General features: G+C 36.9%; 21 protein-coding genes. 10 read left to right on the top strand and 11 right to left on the bottom strand.

Annotated elements, in window-relative coordinates; genetic code table 11:
* Positions 1-188 precede the first annotated feature (188 nt).
* Positions 189-410: a hypothetical protein gene (locus tag EU510_RS08645; protein WP_058549908.1), complete on the bottom strand. Its 222-nt coding sequence runs from the start codon at positions 408-410 to the stop codon at positions 189-191.
* A 210-nt stretch (positions 411-620) separates the two neighbouring features.
* On the bottom strand, positions 621-1,394 hold the full coding sequence (locus tag EU510_RS08640) for an undecaprenyl-diphosphate phosphatase (protein ID WP_149593142.1): 774 nt from the start codon (positions 1,392-1,394) through the stop codon (positions 621-623).
* Positions 1,395-1,630: 236 nt separating this feature from the next.
* Between EU510_RS08640 and EU510_RS08635 the strand changes: the two genes are divergently transcribed.
* From EU510_RS08635 to EU510_RS08625, 3 genes are read left to right on the top strand one after another with little or no spacing between them, the layout of a single operon-like run.
* On the top strand, positions 1,631-1,918 hold the full coding sequence (locus EU510_RS08635; RefSeq protein ID WP_149593141.1) for a hypothetical protein: 288 nt from the start codon (positions 1,631-1,633) through the stop codon (positions 1,916-1,918).
* Positions 1,915-3,510 (top strand): PepSY-associated TM helix domain-containing protein, encoded by a 1,596-nt coding sequence (locus EU510_RS08630; protein ID WP_188085411.1) that lies wholly within the window; start codon positions 1,915-1,917, stop codon positions 3,508-3,510. The genes EU510_RS08635 and EU510_RS08630 overlap by 4 nt, the downstream gene beginning before the upstream one ends.
* A complete protein-coding gene (locus EU510_RS08625) occupies positions 3,507-3,752 on the top strand; it encodes a hypothetical protein (RefSeq protein ID WP_149593139.1) in 246 nt (81 codons plus the stop codon). Before EU510_RS08630 ends, EU510_RS08625 begins: the two co-directional genes overlap by 4 nt.
* Before the next feature lie 9 nt (positions 3,753-3,761).
* Here the strand turns inward: EU510_RS08625 and EU510_RS08620 are convergent, their stop codons facing one another.
* Positions 3,762-4,598 (bottom strand): patatin family protein, encoded by an 837-nt coding sequence (locus EU510_RS08620; protein ID WP_149593138.1) that lies wholly within the window; start codon positions 4,596-4,598, stop codon positions 3,762-3,764.
* Positions 4,599-4,765: 167 nt separating this feature from the next.
* Here EU510_RS08620 and EU510_RS08615 point away from each other — a divergent pair, with 167 nt between their 5' ends.
* Positions 4,766-5,638, top strand: a complete 873-nt coding sequence (locus EU510_RS08615) for an SMP-30/gluconolactonase/LRE family protein (protein WP_149593137.1) — start codon at positions 4,766-4,768, stop codon at positions 5,636-5,638.
* A gap of 33 nt (positions 5,639-5,671) precedes the next feature.
* Here the strand turns inward: EU510_RS08615 and EU510_RS08610 are convergent, their stop codons facing one another.
* From EU510_RS08610 to EU510_RS08600, 3 genes are all read right to left on the bottom strand, one after another.
* A complete protein-coding gene (locus EU510_RS08610) occupies positions 5,672-6,127 on the bottom strand; it encodes an NfeD family protein (protein ID WP_149593136.1) in 456 nt (151 codons plus the stop codon).
* Positions 6,128-6,148: 21 nt separating this feature from the next.
* A complete protein-coding gene (locus EU510_RS08605) occupies positions 6,149-7,102 on the bottom strand; it encodes a slipin family protein (protein WP_149593135.1) in 954 nt (317 codons plus the stop codon).
* 117 nt (positions 7,103-7,219) lie between these two features.
* Positions 7,220-8,641 carry a diguanylate cyclase domain-containing protein gene (locus EU510_RS08600; protein ID WP_410477411.1) on the bottom strand — a complete coding sequence of 474 codons (1,422 nt, stop codon included), beginning with the start codon at positions 8,639-8,641 and terminating at the stop codon, positions 7,220-7,222.
* A 256-nt stretch (positions 8,642-8,897) separates the two neighbouring features.
* On the opposite strand from EU510_RS08600, the gene EU510_RS08595 reads away from it, so the two are divergent.
* Positions 8,898-9,791 (top strand): cation diffusion facilitator family transporter, encoded by an 894-nt coding sequence (locus EU510_RS08595; protein ID WP_149593133.1) that lies wholly within the window; start codon positions 8,898-8,900, stop codon positions 9,789-9,791.
* Between the two features lie 55 nt (positions 9,792-9,846).
* Here the strand turns inward: EU510_RS08595 and EU510_RS08590 are convergent, their stop codons facing one another.
* The gene (locus tag EU510_RS08590; protein WP_149593132.1) at positions 9,847-14,346 is read right to left on the bottom strand and encodes an EAL domain-containing protein; all 4,500 of its coding nucleotides are present in this window, start codon (positions 14,344-14,346) and stop codon (positions 9,847-9,849) included.
* A gap of 166 nt (positions 14,347-14,512) precedes the next feature.
* Between EU510_RS08590 and EU510_RS08585 the strand changes: the two genes are divergently transcribed.
* From EU510_RS08585 to EU510_RS08575, 3 genes are all read left to right on the top strand, one after another.
* Positions 14,513-15,064, top strand: a complete 552-nt coding sequence (locus EU510_RS08585; RefSeq protein ID WP_149593131.1) for a hydrolase — start codon at positions 14,513-14,515, stop codon at positions 15,062-15,064.
* A 115-nt stretch (positions 15,065-15,179) separates the two neighbouring features.
* The gene (locus EU510_RS08580; RefSeq protein WP_149593130.1) at positions 15,180-16,646 is read left to right on the top strand and encodes a methyl-accepting chemotaxis protein; all 1,467 of its coding nucleotides are present in this window, start codon (positions 15,180-15,182) and stop codon (positions 16,644-16,646) included.
* A complete protein-coding gene (locus tag EU510_RS08575) occupies positions 16,630-17,154 on the top strand; it encodes a DUF6436 domain-containing protein (protein WP_149593129.1) in 525 nt (174 codons plus the stop codon). The genes EU510_RS08580 and EU510_RS08575 overlap by 17 nt, the downstream gene beginning before the upstream one ends.
* Before the next feature lie 60 nt (positions 17,155-17,214).
* On the opposite strand, the gene EU510_RS08570 is transcribed toward EU510_RS08575, so the two are convergent.
* The 3 genes from EU510_RS08570 to EU510_RS08560 all read right to left on the bottom strand — a co-directional run bounded on the left by EU510_RS08570 (position 17,215) and on the right by EU510_RS08560 (position 19,722).
* Positions 17,215-17,772, bottom strand: a complete 558-nt coding sequence (locus tag EU510_RS08570) for a TMEM165/GDT1 family protein (RefSeq protein ID WP_149593128.1) — start codon at positions 17,770-17,772, stop codon at positions 17,215-17,217.
* A 590-nt stretch (positions 17,773-18,362) separates the two neighbouring features.
* Positions 18,363-18,902 carry an NADPH-dependent FMN reductase gene (locus tag EU510_RS08565; protein ID WP_149593127.1) on the bottom strand — a complete coding sequence of 180 codons (540 nt, stop codon included), beginning with the start codon at positions 18,900-18,902 and terminating at the stop codon, positions 18,363-18,365.
* Between the two features lie 142 nt (positions 18,903-19,044).
* Positions 19,045-19,722 (bottom strand): pirin family protein, encoded by a 678-nt coding sequence (locus EU510_RS08560; RefSeq protein WP_149593126.1) that lies wholly within the window; start codon positions 19,720-19,722, stop codon positions 19,045-19,047.
* Positions 19,723-19,881: 159 nt separating this feature from the next.
* Here EU510_RS08560 and EU510_RS08555 point away from each other — a divergent pair, with 159 nt between their 5' ends.
* On the top strand, positions 19,882-20,763 hold the full coding sequence (locus EU510_RS08555; RefSeq protein ID WP_149593125.1) for a LysR substrate-binding domain-containing protein: 882 nt from the start codon (positions 19,882-19,884) through the stop codon (positions 20,761-20,763).
* 381 nt (positions 20,764-21,144) lie between these two features.
* Here the strand turns inward: EU510_RS08555 and EU510_RS08550 are convergent, their stop codons facing one another.
* Positions 21,145-22,053, bottom strand: coding sequence for a LysR family transcriptional regulator (locus EU510_RS08550; protein WP_149593124.1), 909 nt, complete (start codon positions 22,051-22,053; stop codon positions 21,145-21,147).
* A 136-nt stretch (positions 22,054-22,189) separates the two neighbouring features.
* Between EU510_RS08550 and EU510_RS08545 the strand changes: the two genes are divergently transcribed.
* A complete protein-coding gene (locus EU510_RS08545) occupies positions 22,190-22,813 on the top strand; it encodes an isochorismatase family protein (RefSeq protein ID WP_149593123.1) in 624 nt (207 codons plus the stop codon).
* Positions 22,814-22,957 lie beyond the last annotated feature (144 nt).

Here is a 22,957-nt window from a genome sequence, read left to right as displayed (position 1 = left end):
AACACCCCGTAAGCTTTTGTTCAATTTATATAATACATAGGCCAAATAGGGCATTGGTATTAGTTTAAAACCCAGTTTAGCAGTTTTAATTACTAATAACTAAAATTGATATGTATTTTAATTTATAAGTCTATGCTTTATACCAAGCAAAATACTGCGCTGAATATATAATACTCAGCGCTAAGTATTTAGTAGGTAGAGTTAGGTGTGTACTCTGGGTTAATGTCGCCACCCACTTCATCAGGGTCAACATCGTTAATAAGCAATGTTTCTCGCACGGCTTCTATGTGATCAAGTACTGTTTGATAACGCTCGCCATACTCATATTTTGTTACCTCAATGGCTTGTGGCATATACGTAAATGCAATTTTAAGTGCGTGTAAGGCTTCTGGGTTGATTTTTTCGCTCATGATTTCCCTCTAATTAAACGTAGGCTATAGCTAACCTGAGTTCTGGATAATAAATGTATCTCAAGCAGCTATTTTTAGCGCTAACTGCGTTGAATTTCCTTGCAATAGACAAGCTATTGACGCGTAAATTCGCCTTGTTTTCACCAAAAATTTCTAGCTATAGAAAAACAGACTTAAATATCGTTATTATTTATAGTGTTTTTAAATCTCTTAACCAGAATTCAGGTTAGTTAGTAAAATAACACCAAATACAATACGATAAATACCAAAACTTATAAAAGTGAAGTTTTCTAAAAATCGAATAAACAGTTTAATAGTAAAATAGGCAACAACAAAAGAGGTAATAAAACCCACAGTAAGGGCAGTTAAGTCATCTAAGCTAAACAGTTGGTAATGTTTAAGTAAGTCGTATCCTGAGGCTGCTGCAAGTACAGGTAAACCAAGTAAAAATGAAAATTCAGCGCTGGCTTTTCGATTTAAGCCACATAACATGGCACCAACAATAGAGCTCCCAGCACGACTAGTCCCCGGAATTAACGCAAATATTTGTGCTACGCCAATCCAAAGAGCTTGTTTATAAGTAACTTGGGTTACATCGGTAGTTGTGCAATGAGTCTCTTTATAACGGCGCTCTAATAGTAAAAAAATCACACCGCCTACAATAAACATAACACCTACTACTGGTACGCTAAACAGTGTTTTTATTACATCACTAAATATAAAACCAATAATACCCAAAGGAATGAATGCAATGGCAACTTTCATCCATAAATTAAAATGTTTAGGGCTGAACTTGTCTTTATAGTTGGCTAGTACCGCTAAAATAGCGGCAAGTTGGATAATGACTTCGAAGGCGAGGTTAGCGTCTGTTGATTCAATGCCTAACCACTTTGACGCTACAATTAAGTGCCCAGTTGATGATATGGGTAAAAATTCTGTTATACCTTCAATAATACCTAAAATAATCGCGTTAATTATATCCACGGTTTACTGCTTCCTGAAAAATTAAAAAGCCCGAATTTGGCTTAACTAAAATGACGCATTACTGCGTACCTAAATTGCGGGGCGTAGCATAAAAGCTCTTAAGGCAAACCAACAGTGTTTTTAAACTTAATTTGTTTAATAAATTGCATTAAGTATCAAATGCACAATATAATGGCAATTGTTATCATTTGCATATGCTGTTTTGTATATGTTTGGGCAAATTTAATGAGCGAATAATGAATAATAAAAAAACGTTTACAGCCACACGGCGAAGGCACTTAGTTGCGTGTGTATTAGCACTAGTTACTGCGGTAATAATGATTCCGGGTATGACAACCTATTTACCGTTTCAGATGAATGAACAAATATTACTGCCTATTTTACTGTTTCCTGTTATTTGGACTGCGTTGTTTATTTATGCGTATTTGGCGCAAAAAGTATGGCAACCTTTTGTTGTAATGATTGCATTGTGTGTATCACATGGTTTATTGAGTTTTTGGGCGTTAACGCAGGGGCAGGGATGAAGTCGATTACTTTAAAGAAGCTATTTTTATTACATAGCTGGGTAGGAATTATTACTGCTGCGCTGCTATTTATTGTTGCATTTAGTGGTGCATTAGCGGTGCTGTCGAGACCTGAGTTAAAAATATGGGCAAATCCAGAACTGCAATCTAGTCAACACGTTGCCAGCGCGCAAATTAACCGACTAGTAAACGAATACCATAAAAAAGTACCTAGTGAATTTGGCGAAAACATTCATGTGTTTTTACCAAGTGGGCATAACTTTCATTTATTAACGTTGGTATTTGAATCCCACCATGGCGATGAAAATTACGACCAAGAGGTGGCCAGAGTATTCCAATTTCATCCCGATACGTTGGCGCTGGAAAATACTTACTATGGGCCTAGTAAAGAGTTTTACGCTAATAAAAAAACGGATGCGCCAAGCTATATTGGTGAGTTTCATGCAGACTTGCATTTAGGGCGACCAATTGGGTTAATACTTACTGGTTTTTTAGGTTTAACGCTTTTAGTAAGTTCAGTGACAGGCTTGTTTATTCATCGCAAATTGATAAAAGAGCTCTTTACGTTTAGGCGAGATAAAGGATTAGATATTGCCGTAAGCGATGCTCATAAGGTTATAGGTATTTGGGGTAGCGTATTTAACATTGTAATTGGTTTTACAGGAGCATTTTTAGGGCTCGCGACCGTTATTTTACTACCAGCAGCTGCGTTTGTGAGCTTTGGTGGCGATCAAGATAAGTTAATAGAAACGTTTACCGCTATTCCTGAGCCTGTAGTTAGCCACATTAAGCAACCTACAAAAATAGACACTATTTTAGAGAATGCTCATAGCCGTTACCCTGAAGCAGTAATTAGGGATGTCACAATAATGGCGCATAACGATGCGAACGCGCAGGTATATTTGCGTTTGTTAGGTGGCGAGGCTGTTGCTTCTCAGTTACTGCATTATCAAGGCAATGGTGAGTTTGTGCAGTCGATGAGTAGTTTTGGTGATATTTCAGGTGTTTCAATACAAGTAATTGAGTTGATGTTTCCGCTGCACTTTGGGAACTTTGCAGGGGTGTTTGTAAAATTACTTTGGGTATTGCTTGGCTTAAGTACCGCGCTTTTACCTATTTCAGGGATGATGATGTGGCTAGCAAAGCGTACACGTGGCAGTAGCCCGTCACTGAGTATGCAAGCATATGCACGATGGAATCGTTTTATTATTGGTAGTTGTGGAGGTTTGGTATTAGCAAGCTTTGTACTATTCCCTGTGCAAGTTGTACTGAATTATAGCGTTGTTGGTGTGGCGCAAAATAGCTTTTTTGGACCCGTGTTCTTTTATACGTGGTTGGCATGGTTACTATTAAGTGTATTACCCATAGATTATAAAAACTACTTTAAGCTGACTCTTTTACTATGCGGCGCTTCGCTTGCTTTGGTGCTGCCGCTCAATATTATATTTGGCGTGAGCAATGTTATTAACTTTAATAGCTCGCTTGTCGCGGTAGTAGATACAAGCTTTATGGTGGTGGGTATCGTGTGTATGTTTGTTGCCTTAAAAATAAAAAATACACAAAAATTACAAATTGAGGTACAACCCGCATGAACGAGCTACTAATTACAATTGCGATGGTGAGTTTACTACTAATGATGCTCAATATACGAAAAAACACACTTACATTAGCGACTAAAACATTTTTAAGTGCACTGCTATTTGGTTTAGCGTTGATATGTTTTATGGGTGTTTATGATATTTTAGGCGGTGCAATATGCACCGTTGTAGGAGCTATGTTAGCAGGGTTACTAACTGCAGTTATTGCGGGTAAAGCGCCGCAATTATTAGGGTAAATAATGCATTTATTTAGCTAAAAAGGCCTTAGCAGTATCAACTCCCATAGTGTAACCACTATTGAGGATTTCAAACTTTTTAGTGGTTCGGCCAACTTTAAAATTAGCAGGTGGAGCAATAATATTGATTTTGCAGTCACCAGGTGGATTCATAATAAAATCGATAGACTTATTATAAAAATCAGCCCTATCTAAGGTCGCCTGAATTAATGCGGGATAGTTTTTATACATTTTTTTAGTAAGCCAAGGTGCCTTACTTGGCTTTTTACGATAGCCCAAACATTGAGACAAAATAACGGTGATTTCGCGAGCGCCCATTTCGTACGCTTTTATTACCGGTATTGAATCTGCAACTCCGCCGTCGGTCATCGCTATGTTATTAATAATAGGGTAGTCACGATACGCGATGGGTATAGCACACGATGCTTTTAATTGATGCACCATATCGGCGCTGGTGGCTTTCAAATAGTGGGCTTTACCCGATTCAATTGCCGTAGATACAATATAAAATTCGTGTGGAGTTTGTTCAAATACCTCTGTATGAAGGCGTATTTCGCGAATTGTTTCTTGCCATAACCAATCTAAATCGAATAAATGACCACCTTTTATAAAGCGCGCTAAATTAATGAATTCAGGGCGGCATGAATAGTCGGTAATTACTTTGTAATTTCGCATTGGTTGTTTGCATAAAAATGCAGCTATATTAGTTGCCCCAGCTGAAACACCAAAGTAGCGTTCAAACGGCTGGTATTGCTGTTTTAAAAACTCATCAAGCACACCTGCGGCAAATATACCGCGCATTGCACCGCCTTCAACGACGAGTGTGTTTTTATTATTGTTGTTCATGGTCAATCCTTTTTATGAAATTTGATGTTATCAACTCAGTCTAAGAAATGCGATAGAGATTACTAAATGGGTTGATAAATTAAAGCCGGGTATACATCGCGAAATTCACTATTTTCTGGTAAAGTTTAATATTACAAGGCTTTGTTAATAATAAAGAATAATTACTTATGTTTGATCCTAGCGTAACCACTTTTGAAAGCACACAGAGTCAGCTTGCAGAAAGTCCTCTTTGGCATCCTGTGCTGAATACCTTTTTTTGGGTCGACATAAATAAAAAATTACTTCTAAGCAAAAATATACACAGCGAAAGCCAACTAAAAACAGTGAATATGCCCGATACGCTCAGTGCAATAGCGTGGATTGATGAGCAGCACTTATTGCTAGGGACAAGTACTGGTATATACAAATACCATATTGATTCGAGCACTCGCCATCTTATCCTCAATATTGAAAATACACAGTTAAATCGACGTTCAAATGACGGCCGTGCTGATCCATGGGGTGGCTTTTGGTTAAGCACAATGAATGTAAATGCCAAAAAAGGGGATGGTAAAATATACCGTTATTATAAGCGCCAGCTTAAAGTCATTGTATGTGGTTTGAGTATCCCAAATGGGTTGTGTTTTGATAAGCCACGTTTACGCGGTTATTACTGCGATTCTTTAACGAGTTGCATTTATGTATTAGATTTGGATGAGCAAACTGGCGAACCTTGCGCTGAGCCACGTGTTTTTTATCAATTTAATAATACTGATGTCGACCCCGATGGCTGCGTAACCGACCAATTAGGTAATTTGTGGCTAGCAGTGTGGGGAATGGGGTGTGTTATATGCTTATCTCCAGGCGGTGAACTAATTAAAACAATAAAGCTTTGTGCAATAAAACCGACATGCACTGCATTTGGTGGTGAAAATGCTGAATTGTTACTTGTAACATCGGCATTTGATGAAGCGATTAACAATGCTGTTACTGAACAAGGCGCTGTATTTCAAATATCAGATATAAAAAACGGGCAGTTTGAGCCGCCCGTTTTACTGTAATTAACTATACACAGTGCTTTTTTACTGTGCTGATTAGATTTTAGGCGTAACCCACATAACACCCACTTCTTTTTTGGTTACTAAAACCTCAGTACCGGCGATAATTGGTTGCGCACTTTTAAGCTTCCAGCTGATACCTGAATATTGATGTGTCGTTAAACCTTGCTCTGTTACATCGCTAGTAAGTACAAAAGTGAGTTCAGCAAAATCACTATTTACTTGCTTTTTATCTACGCGATTTTGCATTTGTTTTAATGGTTTCCAAAGTACAACAGCCAAACCTGCTGTTACAACTGTGTTGCTCCAAAGGGCGGTGGTTAATGAGTCAGGTAAAATACCAAAACTCATTAATAACCCTGTAAGGAATAACGATAATCCAAAAAACAATAAAATAAATGTAGAAAGGCCAAGTACTGCTACTTCTATTATTAAAGCAACAATACCGAGCACCATAAGTGTTTGCGGTAAATTTTGCGTAATAAAATCCATACAAACCTCTTTATTGAGTTATTAACCCAAATTCTTTTTATTTAAACTATTAATAATTGCCATACCTTGGGCAACCATTGAGCTTGCATCTGTTGCGTTATCTGGCAGTAATACAATTGATGACTCACGGGCGATCGCTTCTTTAGCTGCAATTGCTTTAGTTGCTAAGTCTAACTGAATTGCTTTTTGTCCTTGCTCGGTATCTGCAGCTTCACCAACTTTAATAAGTGCATCTGCTTGTGCTTCAGCAACAGTTGTAATTGCGGTTGCTTCACCCTCAGCGCGTAAAATTTGCTCGGCTTTATCGGCTTCTGCAGCAAGTACTTGTGCTTGCTTTTTACCTTCAGCGACGTTGATATTTGCTTGGCGGTCACCTTCTGATTCTAAAATTTGAGCACGTTTAACACGCTCAGCTTTCATTTGTGCTTCCATCGCTTCCATAATAGAGTTAGGTGGCACAATATCTTTAATTTCGTAACGAAGTACTTGAATACCCCAAGGCTCAGATGCTTGGTTTATAGCTGCAACAATGTTGGTGTTAAGTAAATCACGTTCTTCAAACGTTTTATCAAGCTCCATTTTACCGAGTTCTGAACGCATAGTTGTTTGCGAAAGTTGTACAACCGCAAACGTATAGTCGTCAACGCCATACGTGGCTTTGTACGGGTCTAGTACTCTAAAGTACAGTACGCCATCAACTATAAGTGAGATGTTATCTTTAGTGATAGCTGATTGCGATGGTACATCTTGAGCTTGTTCTTTTAGGCTACGATCAGCCGAAATCCTATCAATAAATGGAATGATAAAGTTAAGGCCGGCTTCTTTAGTTGATTGGTATTTACCAAACCGTTCGATTAACCAGGCGCGGTTTTGTGGTACAAATTTAACGCTACTTTTTAAAAGCACGATAACAAAAACAAGTAAAAAAGCCTCAACAGTAAAAATCATGTCGAGAATTTGTGTGACTGGGTCCATTTAAACATTCCTTATAATAATTAAACGCTGAGTGGTTGTATTGTTTATAATTTCAGCGTGTATAGATTATCACTACAGCCGACTTTTAACCACTAAAACTCACTGCAGCGCGCCGACTTAGTTGGCTTTCTCAAACCGGGCTATTTTATTCCTGCCTGTTTCTTTTGCGTTATAGAGGGCTATGTCGGCGTTAGTTATAACCTCTTTGGGTTTTGTTTTGTGATTGGGTATAAAACTATAAAACCCAATGCTTAACGTGAGGCATTTACTGACAGTTGAAAAGTTATGTTCAATTGCGAGTTCTACAATTTTTTCCTGAATAAGAGCTGCAAACCTTTGACAATGTTCTGTATCGATTGCTGGTAAAATTATCGTAAACTCTTCACCACCGAATCGAGCGGCTAAATCACCTTCTCGTTTACACAGATCGTGCAGCGCTTTGGCTACTCGTTTTAGTACTTCATCGCCTAGGTGATGTCCGTAGTTGTCGTTATAACGCTTAAAAAAATCAATATCACACATTATTAAACTAATAGGCTCTTTATTACGTGCACAGCGCTTAATTTCGCATTTTAAAGTGTGATCAAAACAGCGTCTATTAGCAATCTTTGTTAGGCCATCAGTATTAACTTGTTTGTTGAGTTTATGATTTGCATTAATAAGCTGCTGCTGAGTTTGTTGTAGTTCTTTCTTGTAATTTAAATTTTTGAAAGCATTAGCAAGCATTTCACCTACTAACCTTAAACGGATAAGGTCTAAATCAGTCCATTCTCGCTTTTGAACAACACAATCACAGCCAATAAAGCCAACCAGTTCTTTGTCATAACGTAAACCAATGCAAAGTACCGATTTTATTTTTTGTTGCTGAAAAATTGTTTTTTCGCTTATTGCCTGAATAGGTAACGACGTTACATCATTAACTCTGAATAAGTGAGTACTAACCATTGAACTAAAAAAGTAAGGGAGAGCGTCTTTTGGAAGATCCTGTAAGTCGTCTTTAAATGGTTGTATATTGTCATTGACCCATTCGTGAGTATTGTTGATGGTTTTACCATCTTCGGCGTACTTAAAAAGGTAACTTCGATCTGCGTGGCAAACGGTGCCGATTGCTTTTAATGCATAATTGATATGCTTATCAACATCATCATTTTGAATATCAATTAAGTCAGTTGAAATGTTCGAAATAATGTTACCAAAATCATATTGTTCATCTACATTATTATTTAATATATCGATAATGATAATGATAATTGAGTTTGAGTTAAGTAATTTTGCAAATTTTACATTGAGTAGTAATTTGGACGTTGGTTTTGATAGAACAAACTGGCATTGGTTATTCGCGGTAAAATAGTCAAAGAATAGCTCCTCGATTAACAGCTCTTTTTTACTATGATGATTGGTTAACGTAATATGTGAAAAATCAGCTTTTTTAAAATGTGGTTGTTCTTTTAAGTCAAATAGGCTCTGCGCTTGGCTATTAACTTTAAATATATTCGTATTGCTATCATAGAATAAAACGCAAAAAGGCAGTAACTCCATATTTTGCCATGCTTGATCTGCTTGGTTGTTATCCACTCAACTCTCCATGTACTTAAGCCATAATTTTGTTATTTTTCTATTTGTATTTTTATTGTTCTCACTGACTAAGTATTAGCACATTTTTTTGGATTTACTAAGTTTTTAGTGCGTTTGATGTCAGGACGTAATATAATTGATACTGTATATCATTACCCACTTCTACTCTAAGCCACCTTTGGCTTATTTGCATTTTAAGTATAGGTTATTCAAGCATTTAATGACAGAAATCACTACACACCAAGCCTCGCGTCGTCGGTTACTTATTGCACTAGCAATTACGTGTTCATTTATGGTAATTCAGGTAATTGGTGCTTATTATTCTAATTCGCTTGCTGTACTTGCTGATGCTGGGCATTTGTTCGTCCACAATAGTTCGTTGTTTATTGCGCTCATTGCGTCAAGTCTTGCTATCCACTTTGCTAAAACCTACAACGATGGTCATCAACGAGCTGAACTCATAGGTGGGCTAATAAATGGCTTTTTATACTTAGCAATCAGCTTAATTATTTTATACGAAGGTGGTGAACGGTTTATTCATCAACATGAAGGCAATGAGCTGGCTATTAATAGTTATTTGATGTCGGTTATTGCGGCAATTGGCTTTTTGTTTCATGGCGCTGCTGCATGGATTTTATATAAAGGCCGTAAAGCGAGTATTAATGTTTATGCGGTATTTTTACATTCATTCTTTGATTTAATTTCAACCGTATCGACATTTGTTGCCGGCATTCTTATATATTTTACGGGCTGGGTTGTTATCGATATTTTATCGAGCATGTTAATCGCTTCTTTCGTATTATTCACCGGTATTAAGGTTATTATTCGTTGTATAAAAGGTTTGCGTTTAAATAAAGCAAAACTCCCTAAGGTTACTGATATTGAAAGTGTAATTACAGATATGGAGCATGTTCACAATGTTCACAACGTCACAGTAACGCGTAAATACAACGGTGTTGTAGTAGGAGCGCACGTTGTACTTAAACAGCATTGTACGATTGAAAAACATGATGAAGTATGTCGTTTGAAGGTCGAGCAACTTCTAGCTGAAAAATTTAATGTACACAATAGTGTATTACAAATAGAAAGCCACGAATGCCATCACATCCATTAATGCAAGTTAGTTACTATTAAAAGTGTGCAGAGTTGATAGGCACGCTTTTAACGCTTTAAATCAAATCAATGATATTGCTAAAGCAATCGCTTTTGCGTAGGTCTTTAGCATTCATTGGTCTTGCAAAGTAATAACCCTGCAATACATTGCACCCAACTTCAGCTAAAAATGCCATCTGTTCGCGTGTTTCCACTCCTTCTGCAATGCAGTAAAGATCTAAGTTTTTTGCTAGCGAAAAAATGGTTTTAATAATCGACTCATCCCCTTTATCTACACCAATACTATTTACAAAGCTTTGATCTATTTTAATAACATTAATAGGGAATTGGCTCAAATAGGTGAGTGATGAGTAGCCCGTACCAAAGTCGTCAAGCAGTAATTTGAATCCAGCAGTTTTTAAATTTTGTAGCTGTTTGGCTGCTTTGAGTTTATCTTCTAGTAAAATGCTTTCTGTTATTTCAAGCCTTAACTGTTTTGGATGTACTTGAACTTCAGCTAATATGTACAGCAATCGCTGCGTTATATTTGTTTTCAATATGTGCTTAGGTGATAAATTTAAAGATATATAAAGCAATGGGTTTTCGTTGAGTATAGGGGCAAGTTCAATAAGTGCTCGGTGCAATGCTTGCTCAGTAAGGAGTTCTATTAAACCGGTTTCTTCTGCTACAGGGATAAAAAGAGCAGGCGATACTAACTGACCTTTATTCTCCCAGCGCATAAGTAACTCCACGCCATTTATTGTTTTTTCTTTTATGTCGATAATAGGTTGGTAGTGATTAAAAAATCGATTGTCTTTTACTGCATCTTTTAAATCATTTTCGAGTAGTAACTTTTGTTTTATTAGTTCATTCATTTCATCACTAAAAAACTTAAAGTCGTTTCTTCCGCCTTGTTTTGCGTGCATCATCGCAACATCTGCATTACGGATAAGTATATCGGTGGTTACAGCATCGAATGGGTATAAAGCTACGCCAATGCTGGCTGAAATATTAATAGAGAAGTCTTCAATAATGACTTTATTAGCTAATTCATTGCTAATTCTCTTTACTGTATTGCGAAGAGATTGCAGCGATTCTATATTTTGAATGAGCACTAAAAATTCATCACCACTTTGGCGGCCAAGTTTGGCATTTTCGCAAAGCATACCGCTTACTCTTTGTGTAATATTACACAGCAGTTTATCACCCACTGCGTGACCAAAAGAGTCATTAACAGGTTTAAATTTATCTAAATCAATAAATAATAATGCACATTGTGTATTATTTTCATCGGCATATCTAATCGCTTTTTCGATGTTTTGATACATTAAACTACGATTTGGTAAATGAGTTAGAGAGTCAAAATTAGCTAAATAGCGCAGCTCGTTTTCAGCGCGTTTTTGTTCGGTTAAATCTGTAATAACAACTACGTAGTAACTAGAAGTATCTTTTGTTACAGCTGTAGCACTTATATGTATTGGATGTTCGTCATTTCTCGCTGTTTTTATATAAGTATCACTTTGCCAGCTTTCTGTCGGTTTTAATTTTTTTAGAATATGAGCAAATGCTCTACATTTATTTTTACCAATGGACTTAATAAATAACTTCGGACTAATTTTAGTCACAGCTTGTTCATGTGAAAATGTTTCAATAAAACTGTTATTTGCTGAAAATGGCATTAAATGTTCATCGAGTATAAGTAACCAGTCGTTTATTTGACTAAACGCTTCACCTAAAATTTTTGCTTGTTGCTCATTAGCTCGTTGCTCGGTGATATTGGTATATATGCCAGAAACATATAACGGCTCATTTGTTTGAGGATCATATATAACTTGCCCTGTATCTTGATACCACAGCCAATGCCCACCCTTGTGCTGTAAGCGATAAGTTGCTTGCCAGTTTTGATGCTTTTTGTATTTGAAATAGTTTACCCTCTGACTTTCAAAGTGGCGTTGATCATCGGGGTGTATAAGTGCTAAAAATTGTTTTATATGCACGCGTTCAGGTAAATCTGAATAACCAAGTTCAATTCCTCTGAGTGTATTTACAGAGTTATCTTTAAAGCGATAATTCCAAACACCGCTTTTATTATTTTTAAGGGCTAGCTCGGTTTGTTTTTGCGAATGGATAGTGGCTCTATGTGCATGTTCAATTGCAACTTGGCGGCTTCGATACTGCCAAAAAATAAAAAACAAAACCCCAAGTATTAAAACTATATAAGCGGCAATAGCAAAGGGCGACTTCCATGGCGCGTAGGCTACATTGATATTAAGCGTAGTCGGTTCGCTTGTAACAATACCATCACGATTATGCGCTGATATTTTTAGTGAGTAATTGCCAGGTTGGAGCTTTGTAAAAAACACTTGGTTAGATTGTAAGTCTTCGTATGTAAGGGATGTAGGCCCTGAAAGAATTACTTTATAATATGCTTTATCAACATTAGGGTAAGAAAAGTTAGAAAAGCTAACAGTTAATCCCATGTCTTCATAATCGAGAACAAGCGGTTGGCTAAGGTATTTATTCGGGTAATAATTGAGCTCTTTAGTAAAGAGGCTTATATCAGTAATAGCTAGGTTACTTTTTTTAAGTTGTTCTTTTTCGTTAAAGTCTAAAGGGTCAAAAAGTAGTGCTCCTGCATTGCTACCAAATATAAGACGACCATCGCTTAATGTTGCTGCTGCTATCGGTGTAAATTGATTTATATTTAAACCGTCTTTTACTGAATAACTCATTACATTTAGTGTATCTAAGTTTATTTGATACAAACCATTGTCGGTACTTGCCCATAAAAAACCATTTTCATCAGGAAGTAATGAATAAATAGAATCAGTATTAAATGAATTTTTTAATCCTATATAGTGCTTTCTTTCATAAGTAATTGGGTCAACACCAAGTAAACCTTCGTGGGTGGTTGCTAACCATAAAATATTTCGCTTTGAGTCTAAGTAAAAATTTTCTACCGTGTAAAAAAGATCTTTTTTAGGGTTAAATGACTGAAATATAGTTGTTAATTTTTGATTTTTTTCATTGTACCTAAGGAAGCTTTTTGATTTACCAAGTAAAAATTCGTCAGGGTTAGTTTTAAGGGGTTTATAAAAGGCGTAAGAAAATAAAGGATCGACTTGTTCTTTAAGCCCTTTAATAATTCTTGTTTTTCCGGTTGTTTCATTAAAAACATAAAAGTTATCATCAGACATAAATGCATATTTGTCTGCGGCTAATTGAGCAAAACCAAATAAATTGGGTTGGTTAATTACATTATTATCTGTGTCTTTATTCTCAATAACTTTACCAGTGTGCTTGTTAAAAAGTTTCAACCCGTTAAAAGTAACAAGCCAAAGGTATTGATCTTCTCCTATTGAAGACGCAAAAATATCATAAACGGCAGATGCCCCATATATCGCTTTTGGGTCGGTAGAACTTAAATAAATATCGCTTTTGTTTGTTGTTTTATCGAAGCGTGCAATTCCATCTTCGGTACCTAACCATATAATATTGTTATTGTCTTGATAGGTTGAATGGATAGTGTTGTTGCCAGGTAAGGAGATGTGTTTAAACCGTCGAGTATTAATTGGCCAAGTAAATACACCTTGGGTTCTAGATGCGAGCCAAAGCACGCCAGACTTATCAATCATTAGATCGTTGATTGAGTTTTCATTAATATTAAACTTACTTTTTTCATAGTTTAATATGAACTCTAACTCTTTGGTTTCGCGGTGATAACTAAATAATCCACTTTCGGTTGCAACAAACTCGCCGTAAACAGTATTGGCATAATCCCATATATTATAATCAGGAATTAGCGTTGTGATATTTACTGCAGATATATCTTTTTCATTATCAAATGCTAATTGATACATGCCTTCAACAGTACCAACAAGTAATCCTAATTCATTATCAACACTTAAAAATTTTACGTTTACATTATCTAACGTATTTTTTTCTGGGGGATGAAGAGCGATCTTTACAAGTTCTGAATTATCTATATTTACAGTATATAAGCCATCATTTGTACCAATATATAAAGTATTTTTATATACCGTTAACGACCTAATGTAGTCACCTTTATTGGGGAGGGTAACCTTAAGTGTAAAGCGTTTGCTCGTCTCATCAAATGTATATACTTGGCCATCTATAGAAAAGTAAAAAGTATCTTGTTGCTGAGTCATTGCGCTAATTGGAGAGAACTTATTTTTTTCTTTATCTATTTGACCAGAATAGATTTTTTCAGTTTTTAAAGTGAGGGGGTCTATTATATATGCACCGGAAAGATCGGTCGAAACTATGATTTTTCCATCTTCGGCTTTAAATAAAGCATAAATATAGTGTTTATCTAACCCAAAGCCACCATTAAAGGTTTTGACTTGATATCCGTCAAAGCGATTTAAACCTTGTTGGGTTGCTATCCATATGTAGCCAATTTCATCTTCTTGTGATTGCAAAACGTAGCTTTGCGAGAGACCTTCGTCAGTAGAAATACGTTGTAATTGCTGAGCATAGTTTTGTGATGCAAAAGTGCTTTGAACGCATAGTAAAAAAATAATGGTAATATGATAAAAAAATTTACTCAAACGCACTTATAAACACTCTCAGGGGTAAATAGGTTGGTACTTAGCTAGATAGTAAATATAGCATAAGTTTTTATTTTTGGATTACAAATAATATATGTTCAGTTAAAGATTTTATTTTCAAATAGTGAGCTAATCTATAAAGATAACAGTTACTACTTATGAGGAGAGTATAGTGGTTTTATCTAATATTGATGTAAAAAATAGCATGTTATTAATTGTAGACTTACAAGAGTTGCTCGCCCCTGCAATTAAAGATTTTCCGAATATTTTAAAAAGTACGTTGCAGTTATCGCAGGCTGCTATTATTCACGATATACCAGCCTTAATAACAGAGCAATATGTGAAGGGGTTAGGCGAAACTAATCAGCAAATCAAAAAGATGTTGCCCGATGCCGCGTATTTTCATAAAACTCATTTTAGTGCATGCGAAGAGCCTGGGTTTTTAGAACAATTAAAAACCTATGGAAAAAAACAAATTGTAGTTGTAGGGACTGAAGCACATGTCTGTGTGTTGCAAACATGCTTAGATTTAATTCAAAGAGGTTTTGAGGTCATTATTATTCAAGACGCTATCGGCACTCGAAATCCTGAACATAGAAAGCTAGCAATTGATCAGTTACGACAAGCTGGGGCTATAATTTCATGTGCTGAAATTGTTATTTTTCAGTGGACAAAACAAGCTGCAACACCAACGTTTAAAAAAATATTACCTATAATAAAATAAGCCTATTCGAGTCTGTCTCAATAGTTTGAAGTTTTATTCGAAGAAGTGTCCCAGTTTAAGTTTTATTACGTATAATGCTGTGTGTTTAGTAACCTACAATATATTTAAGGGTTTTATGTCTAGTGTCGCTCGGTTGTTTACCATTATTTTTAGTCTTTTATTTATTGAGTCTATTGGTGTTGGTCTGTATTTTGGTACGTTAACTCAAGCTTTTATTATTGGTTTGCCACTTTGCTTACTCCCAATTTGGTTACTCAGAACGCATCCAGACAACGCTTTAACCGCACACGTAGTTGCAGCCGCTATTATGATGTTCTCCTTTTTGCACATCCAACAAACATTCGGGCTAATAGAAGTCCACTTTGAGATATTCATTTTAATGGCTGTACTTATAATGTTTGTACAGTGGCGTGTTTTTATAACGGCAATTATATTTGTTGCTGTTCATCATTTATCTTTTTATTATCTTCAAACTCAAAATACAGGTTTCTACGTATTTGATCCGGATAGACTCGCTTTTACTACAGTACTTATACATGCAGGATATGCGATTGTTGAAGTGCTAGTTGCAGGTTATATAGCTAAAACATTGCAACGCGAGCGCCGTGCAGGCTTGTCATTAAGTTATGCGACAGAGCAAATAATGGAAGACCCTGAAAATATTAGACTTTCCCTACGTGCTGATGATACTAAAAGCGATGCTGTGGTTGGATTTAATACATTGCTAGACTATATATCTGATGTTATTAAGCAAGTTCAAGCGCAATCAGAATCACTGCAAAAAAACTCGCGAGAGCTTATCGAAGTTCATGACCAGCTTGCAGATGGAGCTGTGCATCGTACACAACAAACGGATGATATAGCAAATTCAGGATCACAAGTTGCACATGGCTTTAAGCTTGTTGAAGACGAAAGTGAAGCGCTTAAGAGTCAGGTTGACCATATTACTAAAACTGTCAGTAATGCATTAGAAGACGTTCATCAAACAGATTCGAAAAGTAGAGAGTTATTAACGTTACTTAACCATACAGAAGAGCAAATAAGTCATTTAGTTGCAGCTGGGGGTGTTATTTCTGGTCTTCTTAATGAAATATCAGGTATTGCTGAGCAAACAAATTTGCTTGCTTTAAATGCAGCTATTGAGGCTGCCCGTGCAGGTGAGCATGGACGAGGTTTTGCTGTTGTTGCTGATGAGGTGAGATCACTTGCAAATCATAGTAAAGCGACAACAGACAAGATTGGTTTAACACTGAAAGATCTCGTTAATAATAGTAAAACGTCAACACAATCAATGAGTCAGTGTATAAATTTTGTAGTTGATTTAACAAGTATCAGTACCGCAATGAAAGAGAATATTTCAGCAATGAGCGAGCAAATAGCCGCTGTGTCTTCAAGCTCTGATTCAGTTGCACAAGTGGTAGCTGAACAAGCAGGTAATACTGAGTTAATAGCAAGTAGTACCGATAATATGCGACAAAATCAATACCAAGATACGCAAATAGTGCAGCAGTTAACCGCTAAAGTGCAGCTAATTGATGTAAGTATAGACGTACTAGAGCAAAGCATTGCCAAGTTTAAATAAATCTAACACTTTCGTATTTTCGCTTATAGCTGCATGGCTTATTTGTGTTGTTGCAGGGTTAGTTTATTTTCAGTTAGAGCAGCTTAAACCGTTTGATAGCTCAAAAGTTTTATTGCAAAAGCATTGGTTTAATAACTTTAAAAAGCAACTGGATTGGATTGACACTAATGAAGCGTCGTTAGTGCTTATAACAAAACAAAACTGCGGGTGTACGATACAAGCTAAGCCGCATATTTCATCGTTAACTTCTTTTGCTGCCAACAAAGCTATGAAGGTTGTACAAGTTGAATTAACACCAAAGCTTAAACACGTTATTCCGGCAACGCCTGCCGCCGTTATTATTAATAAAAACGGTGATTTTGTTTATGCGGGGCCGCTCTCTGAAGGATTAGCGTGTGCTCAGGGAAGTGGCTTTGTTGAAACTGCGGTCACTAATTTAGCCGCAGGTTTTAATTCCAACCTTTTAATTACGCAAACGAAGGGATGTTACTGCGTAAATAATGCATAAATAACGTGCAAAAAAACTAAAGCTCGCACCTGAATTAACAGTTGCAAGCTTTAATGTTAATTAAATTGTAACTAAGCCATAAATACCTAATGACACAAACACACAAGCAGCAATAGCACGTACGGTGTTTAGAGATATTCTTTTTAGTAATGCATTACCAGCGTATATAACAGGGACATTAGCAATTAGCATACCTAACGTGGTTCCTACTGTTACCCAAAGCACAGACTGATATTGTGCGCCTAACAACACCGTCGCTACTTGTGTTTTATCACCAATTTCTGCAATAAAAAATAATACAAAAGCGACTAAAAAAGCCCCGTAGCTATCGTATTTACTACTTACATCCTCGTCTTTATCTGGGACTAATAGCCAAAGGCCAACAACAACAAAGCTGATGTTTACAAGCCAAGGTAAATATTCAGAAGAAAAACTATTACTTAACCACAGCCCAAACCACGCTGATAGGCCATGATTGAGTAAAGTTGCGGCTAAAATGCCAAGAATAAGCGCGCTTTTATTACGAAAACGGGCAGCTAACAGGAGAGATAAAAGCTGGGTTTTATCGCCAATTTCGGCAAGTGTGACAGTGACGGTTGAGGTTAAAAAAACTTCCATTATTAATTCTTACAGGCGGGAATACTAAACCAAGGCAAACAACTATCTCCCGCCATGAGGATAGTGTCTACCTAGGTCTCGCCGATAACGCTTGCTACAACATTACAAACTTACCATGCACATGAGGTGCAATTATGTTGATAAGTTTACTCATTACTGAGCGGGCTACTCCCCTAAGAGGCGGGCATTATTCCACAAAACTTTTAAGCGGTAAATATTAAGAATCGAATATAGTTAATTTATTCGGGAGTAATAAAGTTAGCTTTTGGCAATGAGTTGAATTCACAGCACTTTGCCGAAGTTCAGCTTTGAGCGTAAAGGTCATTTAGAGTAACGCGGTAAGTCGGGTTGTCTCTGGTGAATTCATCATTTTGTCGGATGGCGTGGCTTTGCCACTTATCCGACCTACGTCAAAAGGTAGGTTGGTTAAGCCGAAGGCGACACCTAACAGAGTTTCAGATGCACGCCTTGAATGTTTTTTTTACCACTTTTACGGAGTTCAGCTGCTAATAATGAGTAGACCGTGAAAACTTATGATAGCTGGCGTCAATATTTGCTCTTGATGATTTTGCTGGCTAACACTTAGCCGATTAAAGTGAGGCAGTAAAGTCGGTTATAGCGCTTGTGAGTTCTTGCTCTTTTTCAACATTTAATTTGCCATCTACAAAGTAGTCGTAGAAACTACCTAAGCTAAATGAACCTCTAATATCAGCTCCCCAAAATGGCATTATTTGGCTTAATGTTTGTATATTGGTCGCGCCCCCTCGAGGACCTGGAGATGTACTTAATAAAAACACAGGCTTATTTGTTGCAAACATTGGGTTTTGTAAATCACCTAAACGAGATACCCAATCAAATAAGTTTTTAAACTCTGCAGGTATTGCACCGTTATGCTCCGGAGATGAAATAATAAAAGCATCGTGGTGTGCAAATAAAGTACGTATTTGCTTAGCGGCATCTGGATGGCCTTCACTTTCTTCTCTGTCTAAACTAAAAAAAGGCATTTGGTAATCTCGAATATCTAGCGTAGTCACTTCATGACCTTCAATTTTGCTTGATGCCAACTCTAATAATGTTCTATTGATAGAGTTTTTACTATTACTTCCCGATACGGTTAGTATTTTTTTCATTATTTAAATTCCTATATATCAAGGTTGCTTACTTAATTTAAGGGCAACCTTGTTGGTATGCTAAGTTATTTTGAACGCTGCGCTAAATTAAACGTAGCTTCTGTTTTGTTTATTGCTATTAATATTAGTCGTGATAAAGCTTTTAGCTTGCTTTATTTAAGTAAATTAATGATAAATGAACCTCATCGCTAAGCGCTGTAAAATCTAATTTATCGTCACGAATTAAATCACCGTCTTTTACTTCAACACCATTTACAATAGCTTCACCACCGGTAACATAAGCAATAAATTCGCCTTCGTGAGTGATATTTTGGTTTTTATTGATTAGACCAATTTCGATTATAGTCTGACTATCTAGCGTGTCTTGTTGAGATTTGTTACCACCGTACACACGCACCATTTCGTCTCTTTTCAAATCAAAAAAACTATAATTTGCAGGCTCACCTGATTTTTCAGGTAAAACCCATAATTGCAGCATTCTGTTTTCTACATCGTCTGGGTTAATCTCGTTATGAACAAAGCCCTCGCCGCCTGCTCGCTGTGCTTGCACTTGATTAGCATGCATCGATTTCCCATTTTCCATAGAGCCTTTATGTTCTATGCGTCCCTCAAGCATAACCGAAATAACATCTAATTCTTGATGAGGATGCATACCTGTTTCGCCTTTAGGTGAAAAGCGTGCATCAGCTAAATATATAAAGTTACCAAGTCCATTCCATGTATCATTTCGTCCGCCAATTTTATTATCAACGACAAGGCGTGTTTCTTTTAACCCTGCAAATCCGCCTCTATGTAATGAATCTTTGTGTAATACTTGCATTTTAAGCTCCTGATCTATTATTAATTGAAATAAAAGAATCGAAATGTTCTGAATTTTTAAACTATGAATCTATTATAGACAATATAATTTGTAGTTAAATTGAGTTACATTGATAAATAGGTTCGAATATATTGAACAATTAAATTAGATGGTGAGCTAATGAAATTATCCTTAGATGCGTGTGAAGTACTAGACGCAATAGATAGAAAAGGCAGCTTTGCAGCCGCTGCGGCTACTTTATATCGTGTGCCATCAACAATTACCTATACGGTACAAAAGTTAGAAGAAGATTTAGGCATTATTGTTTACCGACGCGAGGGAAGAAGAGCTATTTTAACGCCTGCGGGCAAGGTATTACTTGAGCAAGGTAGAGAGTTATTAAAAGCAGCTCAGAACATTGTTGAAGTAGCTAAACAAGTAGACAGGGGCTGGGAGTCCCGCATTACCATTGCCATTGATACAATTTACGATATAAATGAACTATACGAGGTTGTTGCAGAGTTTTATAAACTTAACACAGAGGTTGAAGTAAACATTATAGAAGAAGTATTAGGTGGTAGCTGGGACGCGATTATTGAAAATAGAGCTGATTTGGTTATCGGTGCACCTTTTCCAGATGTGAATACTCAAGGGATTAAATTTGAAGAAATTAAGCGCGCAGACTGGCAGTTTGTAGTCGGTAAAAGCCACCCTTTGCTAAAATATAAGCTTCCTCTATCTGAGGAGGATATAAAACCATACCATTCAATTGTGATCAGAGACTCTTCAAAAAAGTTGCCACCGATGACGCACAGGATATTCGAAAAACAAACAGTGATGCGTGTTGCCACATTAGAGCAAAAAATAACAGCGCAGGTAAAATGTTTAGGCGTTGGTTTTTTACCGACACATCGAATTATAAATCAACTGGAGGTAGGAGATTTAATCCCTTTACCAATTAATAAAGATGCACCGGTAACACCTTTGTTCCTTGGTTGGCGGACAAACAACAAAGGGAAAGCCACAAGGTGGTTTATTAATAAACTGCGTAAGAGTCTGTAATTTAGGGACTGTTGATCTTTGCGGATTAAAATTTGTTCAAACTAGGGGCTATTTAATCGCGGCGCGAGATTTGTAACCTAGTGGGCTCGGTAACTGCTCCTGCGTTACCCTACTGGCTTACATCCATGTAAGAATAAGTAAAAACCGAGCAAAGCTTCCGCGTCCTGCTCACGCCCCTTACCTACATCCATTTAGGCAACAAAGAGTAAATAGCCCCTAGGAAGAACCCTTTGGGCAGCGCCTGTTTGGCATTAATGCTACGTTATCGCCCATTTATGGGGAATAACCACACTGCATAGGCTCTGCCTTGCCTAAATACCAAACAGACTGCTGCAAATTCAACCTTGAAAGTTCAACAGACCCTAATATCAAAGCGCTTATTTATTTTATACAGTCATCCCAATAAGGTGTGTTTTCAAAACTAGATATTAAATATTCAATGAATGCTCTTACTCGACGAGAAAGGTGACGATTTGAAGGGTAAACAGCATAAGCGTTTTCATTGCCCCATATGTACTTTGGTAATAAAGGCACCAAACGTTTATCTTCGATGTATTTATATGCAATAAAGCTCGGTAAAATACAATATCCAATGTCGTTCGAAATTAACTCTGCAATAAAGTCTCCGTTACTGCATGAGTGAACTATTTGAGGCTTTATTTTACCTGCATTACCCGTGGGATCGGTGTAGTGAAGATAGTCGTTACTCAGCATGTAGCCAACCATTGGTAATGATTCTAAATCGCTTGCTGTTTTAGGCACGCCGTGCGTATTTAAAAAGTTAGGGCTGGCAACCGGAATAAGGTTAAGCTTAAATAACTTTCTTGCAATTAGTTGTGAGTCTTCTAATACACCTATTCTTAACGCAATGTCATAGTGCTCTTCAATAATGTTTATGCGTCTGTCATCTAGATTGAGCTCCATTTTTATATCTGGGTGATTATTAATAAATGTTTTAACAACATTACCAAGATGGGCAACCCCAAAAGACAAAGGGGCTGCAATGCGAAGTTTACCCGTTAGTTTTCTATTTTCATTAGTGACCAAAGACTCCACTTCATCTAAATCATTTAGCAGTCGTAGGCATTGTTCATAATATGATTTCCCTGTGTCGGTTAGGCTAAACTTTCTAGTTGAACGATTAAAAAGCTGAATATGAAGTCGAGACTCAAGATCGTTTAGACGCCTGCTAACTGCAGATTTTGCAATATCAAGCTTACTTGCAGCATGGCTAATGCCTCCAGAATCTACAATTTGTACAAAAGTCTTCATCTCTTCATATTTGTCCATAGCCTTGCGTCTTCTCTTGTTCTAATTTGGAGAACTATTATTTCTTCAGTACGATGTTTTTGTCAATAACAAGAACACGTATTATCTAAATCGTAGTAACCCAACACGTTAATAAATTAGATAGAGGAACATAAATATGACAACCCAACATTATCCTAATACTCGTTTTACTCCGGAAAATAGCGCCATATTATTAGTAGATCATCAAACCGGCTTATTACTTGGGGTTAAAGATTTAGACCAAGATATGGTGCGTCGTAATGCTGCGACTCTAGCCAGAACAGCTAAGATGTTTAATTTACCAGTAATATTAACAACATCTGCAGAAGATGGACCGAATGGACCATTAATTCCACAAATTACAAATGAGTTACCTGATGTAAAAGTAATTCAACGTACTGGTGAAATCGATGCGTTTGATTATCCTGAGTTTGCTGATGCAGTAGAAGCAACTGGTCGTAAAAACCTTATTATTGCGGGCATATCGACTGATGTTTGTTTAACGTTTGCAGCATTGAGTGCCGTTGCTCGTGGTTATAATGTTCATGCGCTAATTGATGCGTCAGGCACGTGGAACGATGCAGCACAAGCAACATCAATTGCTCGTATGTCAGCCGCTGGTGTAACTATGAACTCTACAGTTGGTATTACAGCCGAGTTACAACGTGATTGGAAAAACCCAACAGGTGAGCAACTTGCAGGGCTATACGCAGATCTTGCAATTCCGTTTTATCAAACATTAATTGCGCTTCGCTCTTAATTTGTATCATTGGCCTACCATATTCACTGGTAGGTCAACAGTTTAAGTCAAAGCTCACGACCACTTAAGGCACTCTCCAGCCAATCGACAACATAAAACGTTGATAATTATTGGCAAGGTATTATTTTACAGTGTTGGATGGCG

Source organism: Pseudoalteromonas sp. FUC4 (assembly GCF_008370255.1).
In the GTDB taxonomy this organism is placed as follows: Bacteria; Pseudomonadota; Gammaproteobacteria; order Enterobacterales; family Alteromonadaceae; genus Pseudoalteromonas.
This window is presented reverse-complemented; position numbering and strand designations above follow the sequence as displayed.

Excerpts from the sequence above, each read along its gene's own strand:
- EU510_RS08645 (WP_058549908.1), bottom strand. The coding sequence starts at position 410 with ATGAGCGAAAAAATCAACCCAGAAGCCTTACACGCACTTAAAATTGCA.
- EU510_RS08635 (WP_149593141.1), top strand. The coding sequence starts at position 1,631 with ATGAATAATAAAAAAACGTTTACAGCCACACGGCGAAGGCACTTAGTT.
- EU510_RS08630 (WP_188085411.1), top strand. The coding sequence starts at position 1,915 with ATGAAGTCGATTACTTTAAAGAAGCTATTTTTATTACATAGCTGGGTA.
- EU510_RS08625 (WP_149593139.1), top strand. The coding sequence starts at position 3,507 with ATGAACGAGCTACTAATTACAATTGCGATGGTGAGTTTACTACTAATG.
- EU510_RS08620 (WP_149593138.1), bottom strand. The coding sequence starts at position 4,598 with ATGAACAACAATAATAAAAACACACTCGTCGTTGAAGGCGGTGCAATG.
- EU510_RS08615 (WP_149593137.1), top strand. The coding sequence starts at position 4,766 with ATGTTTGATCCTAGCGTAACCACTTTTGAAAGCACACAGAGTCAGCTT.
- EU510_RS08610 (WP_149593136.1), bottom strand. The coding sequence starts at position 6,127 with ATGGATTTTATTACGCAAAATTTACCGCAAACACTTATGGTGCTCGGT.
- EU510_RS08605 (WP_149593135.1), bottom strand. The coding sequence starts at position 7,102 with ATGGACCCAGTCACACAAATTCTCGACATGATTTTTACTGTTGAGGCT.
- EU510_RS08600 (WP_410477411.1), bottom strand. The coding sequence starts at position 8,641 with ATGGAGTTACTGCCTTTTTGCGTTTTATTCTATGATAGCAATACGAAT.
- EU510_RS08595 (WP_149593133.1), top strand. The coding sequence starts at position 8,898 with ATGACAGAAATCACTACACACCAAGCCTCGCGTCGTCGGTTACTTATT.
- EU510_RS08580 (WP_149593130.1), top strand. The coding sequence starts at position 15,180 with ATGTCTAGTGTCGCTCGGTTGTTTACCATTATTTTTAGTCTTTTATTT.
- EU510_RS08570 (WP_149593128.1), bottom strand. The coding sequence starts at position 17,772 with ATGGAAGTTTTTTTAACCTCAACCGTCACTGTCACACTTGCCGAAATT.
- EU510_RS08565 (WP_149593127.1), bottom strand. The coding sequence starts at position 18,902 with ATGAAAAAAATACTAACCGTATCGGGAAGTAATAGTAAAAACTCTATC.
- EU510_RS08560 (WP_149593126.1), bottom strand. The coding sequence starts at position 19,722 with ATGCAAGTATTACACAAAGATTCATTACATAGAGGCGGATTTGCAGGG.
- EU510_RS08555 (WP_149593125.1), top strand. The coding sequence starts at position 19,882 with ATGAAATTATCCTTAGATGCGTGTGAAGTACTAGACGCAATAGATAGA.
- EU510_RS08550 (WP_149593124.1), bottom strand. The coding sequence starts at position 22,053 with ATGGACAAATATGAAGAGATGAAGACTTTTGTACAAATTGTAGATTCT.
- EU510_RS08545 (WP_149593123.1), top strand. The coding sequence starts at position 22,190 with ATGACAACCCAACATTATCCTAATACTCGTTTTACTCCGGAAAATAGC.